The organism is Xenorhabdus kozodoii (genome assembly GCF_002632875.1).
In the GTDB taxonomy this organism is placed as follows: Bacteria; Pseudomonadota; Gammaproteobacteria; order Enterobacterales; family Enterobacteriaceae; genus Xenorhabdus; species Xenorhabdus kozodoii.
The window spans coordinates 1-2,702 of sequence record NZ_NJCX01000059.1; the positions used below are offsets into that span (position 1 = coordinate 1).

At 30.5% G+C, this 2,702-nt stretch carries 2 protein-coding genes; one reads left to right on the forward strand and one right to left on the reverse strand.

The annotated features are described in order from the left end of the window. Positions 1 to 177: 177 nt before the first annotated feature. Positions 178 to 1,053, forward strand: a complete 876-nt coding sequence (locus Xkoz_RS18895) for a GNAT family protein (RefSeq protein WP_099143480.1) — start codon at positions 178 to 180, stop codon at positions 1,051 to 1,053. 230 nt (positions 1,054 to 1,283) lie between these two features. Here the strand turns inward: Xkoz_RS18895 and Xkoz_RS18900 are convergent, their stop codons facing one another. Beyond that, on the reverse strand, positions 1,284 to 2,264 hold the full coding sequence (locus tag Xkoz_RS18900; RefSeq protein ID WP_099143481.1) for a glycosyltransferase family 2 protein: 981 nt from the start codon (positions 2,262 to 2,264) through the stop codon (positions 1,284 to 1,286). Positions 2,265 to 2,702: the final 438 nt, after the last annotated feature.

Here is a 2,702-nt window from a genome sequence, read left to right on the forward strand (position 1 = left end):
TTACCTCGTATTTTGTATAAGGATTCGACACCCATATAGCAAAGTCGGTAACTCTCAACCTTTCAAGGTTCAGTGTCAGATCACGTCGTGACTAATACAGATAAGACAAGTTTATGTTGCTAGGTAGCCTGTAGTGACCTATGATAACTCTAATTTATGACTCATTAGGTTTATATAATGTTTGGTTGGAAGAGTGCTAATTTTGATAATTATAAGGAAGCTTATGAACTATATGGGGGAGGAATTTCGACCTCCCCTGAAGTGCTTCAATTTTTACATTATAGATTTAACTTGAACGAAAAATATTTTGTTAAAACAGATAATAAAGGCAATATACTAGCGTCAATATGCGTTTGGGATTCTAATTATTTAGCCGGTGATCCCAGTGTATCCCAAAAAATATCTAACCCTTATCCAGTTTGCCCATATGAAATTATATTTCCAAGTAAATCAGATTCTAGATATATATTGCCTTTTAAATCAAAATTTCTATCGAATAAAAACTCTATAAATGTTATTAATAGTTCTCATGCATTGAATGCCAGTCGTGAAATATGTCTGGTGAATAATGTTTCAGGTAAAACAAGAAATACACGTAATAGAGAACTAAATCGTTTTTTGAAAAGTGGTGGAAGCTTAATTAATATTTGTGACATAATGACAGATGAGTTTATTGATATTTACGATGAATTGTTTTTTATGCGACGAAAGAGTCATATTGATAAAATAGCTATAAAAGAGTTGCTGGATGAAATTCCGTCTTTGAAATTTGGGAGCATCCTTTTTTGGAATGATAGCCCAGTTGCAGTCCAGTTCGTTATAAAAAAACAGTGCATTAATTGGATTAACTTTGATTTTATTAATACTGGTAGAGATATGAGATTCAAAGATGATTCAATTGGAACAATTGCAATGTGGGTTAATGTTAAAGATGCTATAGCTCTTTCAGAGGAAAAAGGGATTGAGATGAGGTTTAGCTTTGGGCGTCCTACATTTGACTACAAAGATCGTTGGTGTAAAAGAGAAAAGTTATATAGAATAATAACTCTTTAAAAAGTAAGCCACTGTATAAACAAAAAGTCTTTTTATCAGGGGAAACGGATCTAATTTATACAGATAAAAAGAGCCCGTATTGCATTTTATATAATCGTCATTTCTGATTAAACATGACCGTTTAGGCAGTTATCGAATATGTAGAATAATAAACATCACTAATGCGTTGATGCAGCACTTTTATTATTGTGGTTTTTGTGTGCTGCTCATGCAAGTTTTGTGTTTTTTAGTTAGATATGGTGTTTTTTTTGAGTTAATAATGCCCTTGAAATAGACCAGATGAATTTGTTTTTTGTTAAAAGTAACATGAGCCTAAATTTCATTTTTTTGGGTTTTTGTATTAAATTAAAATTATCGTTCTCGTAACTGAACCCAGAGGTATAATTTTTGAGATCATTATACATTCCTGATGCTAATAGCTTCCACATAAATTGTATCTGTAGACTTAACATCTTTGCTTTGGTTTTTTTTAAAACATCATGTTTATCTTTTTGGCTATATAGGTCATTTAGAGTTATGTTTATTTTCTTCCATGCATCTATTTCTGTTAGGTAATCATTAATTTTCCACTTCTTATTCATTATGGATTTGATTCTATATATGTAGTTATATAAATGCATTGGAACATAAGAGTGAGAGCCATGACAAATACATTCCAGAATAAAAAGAACATCTTCTCCAATAGTGAGTTTTTCATCGAATGTTATTCTGTTATACTTTAAAAAATCCTTTTTTATCAATAAGCAACATATGTCGAAATAATCAAAATTTAAAAAATTTAATATAATGCTATGAGAATTTAGATATGATTTTGATACTTCTAATTTCTGGTTTTTATGTATCCTATTAAATAAGCAATAAGAAAAATCACTGTTATTTGACTCTGCTTGTTCTATTAGTCTTTCTATGAAAGAAGGTTCATATGTATCATCACTATCAAGAAAACAAATATAATGACCTGTAGACACTGATATACCTTTATTTCTAGCTGACGATACACCTTTGTTACTTTGTGATATATATTTTAAATTTTTGTGATTTTTAGCATACTCTATGCAAATATCTATTGTCTTATCAATTGACCCGTCATCAATAATGATAATTTCGATATTTTTATAAGTTTGATTCAGTGTGCTATTAATTGCTCTACTTATAAAATCTTGAGAGTTATATGCTGGTATGATAATCGATACTAATTTGTTTCTACTCATTCCCCCCCCTTTTATTACATACCGTAATTATATTTGAATACACAATTCATAGGTGCGTGTTGGTTTATTCTATAGCCACATAATAACTAATGTCGATATTAAAATTTGAAATTATAAATATGTTATACTAATAATCGTCTTAATGTTAATATCTTATCAATATAATTAGCAAACCATTTGCCAAAACGCCAGTAGTACTACCCTATAATTTCCCTCTTTTCTTTTACCATTTAGTGTCGGATATCCTACGCTGTAGTCAGCGAATTATTGCGTTGTAGAGGTGATATCTGATTTTCTCTCGATTAGAAAATGCATAGAAATGATTAACAGTAAATAAGGCTTAGTACTACAGTCGTACGCTCCATTGTGGCATGATAGCTCATGATATATTCTTCCTGAAAATAGGGGGAGGTGTTCAATGCACTCACCTGTCAACCT

What these genes read in the sequence shown, in the direction of transcription:
- Xkoz_RS18900 (WP_099143481.1), bottom strand. Translation starts at nt 2,264, where the DNA reads ATGAGTAGAAACAAATTAGTATCGATTATCATACCAGCATATAACTCT.
- Xkoz_RS18895 (WP_099143480.1), top strand. Translation starts at nt 178, where the DNA reads ATGTTTGGTTGGAAGAGTGCTAATTTTGATAATTATAAGGAAGCTTAT.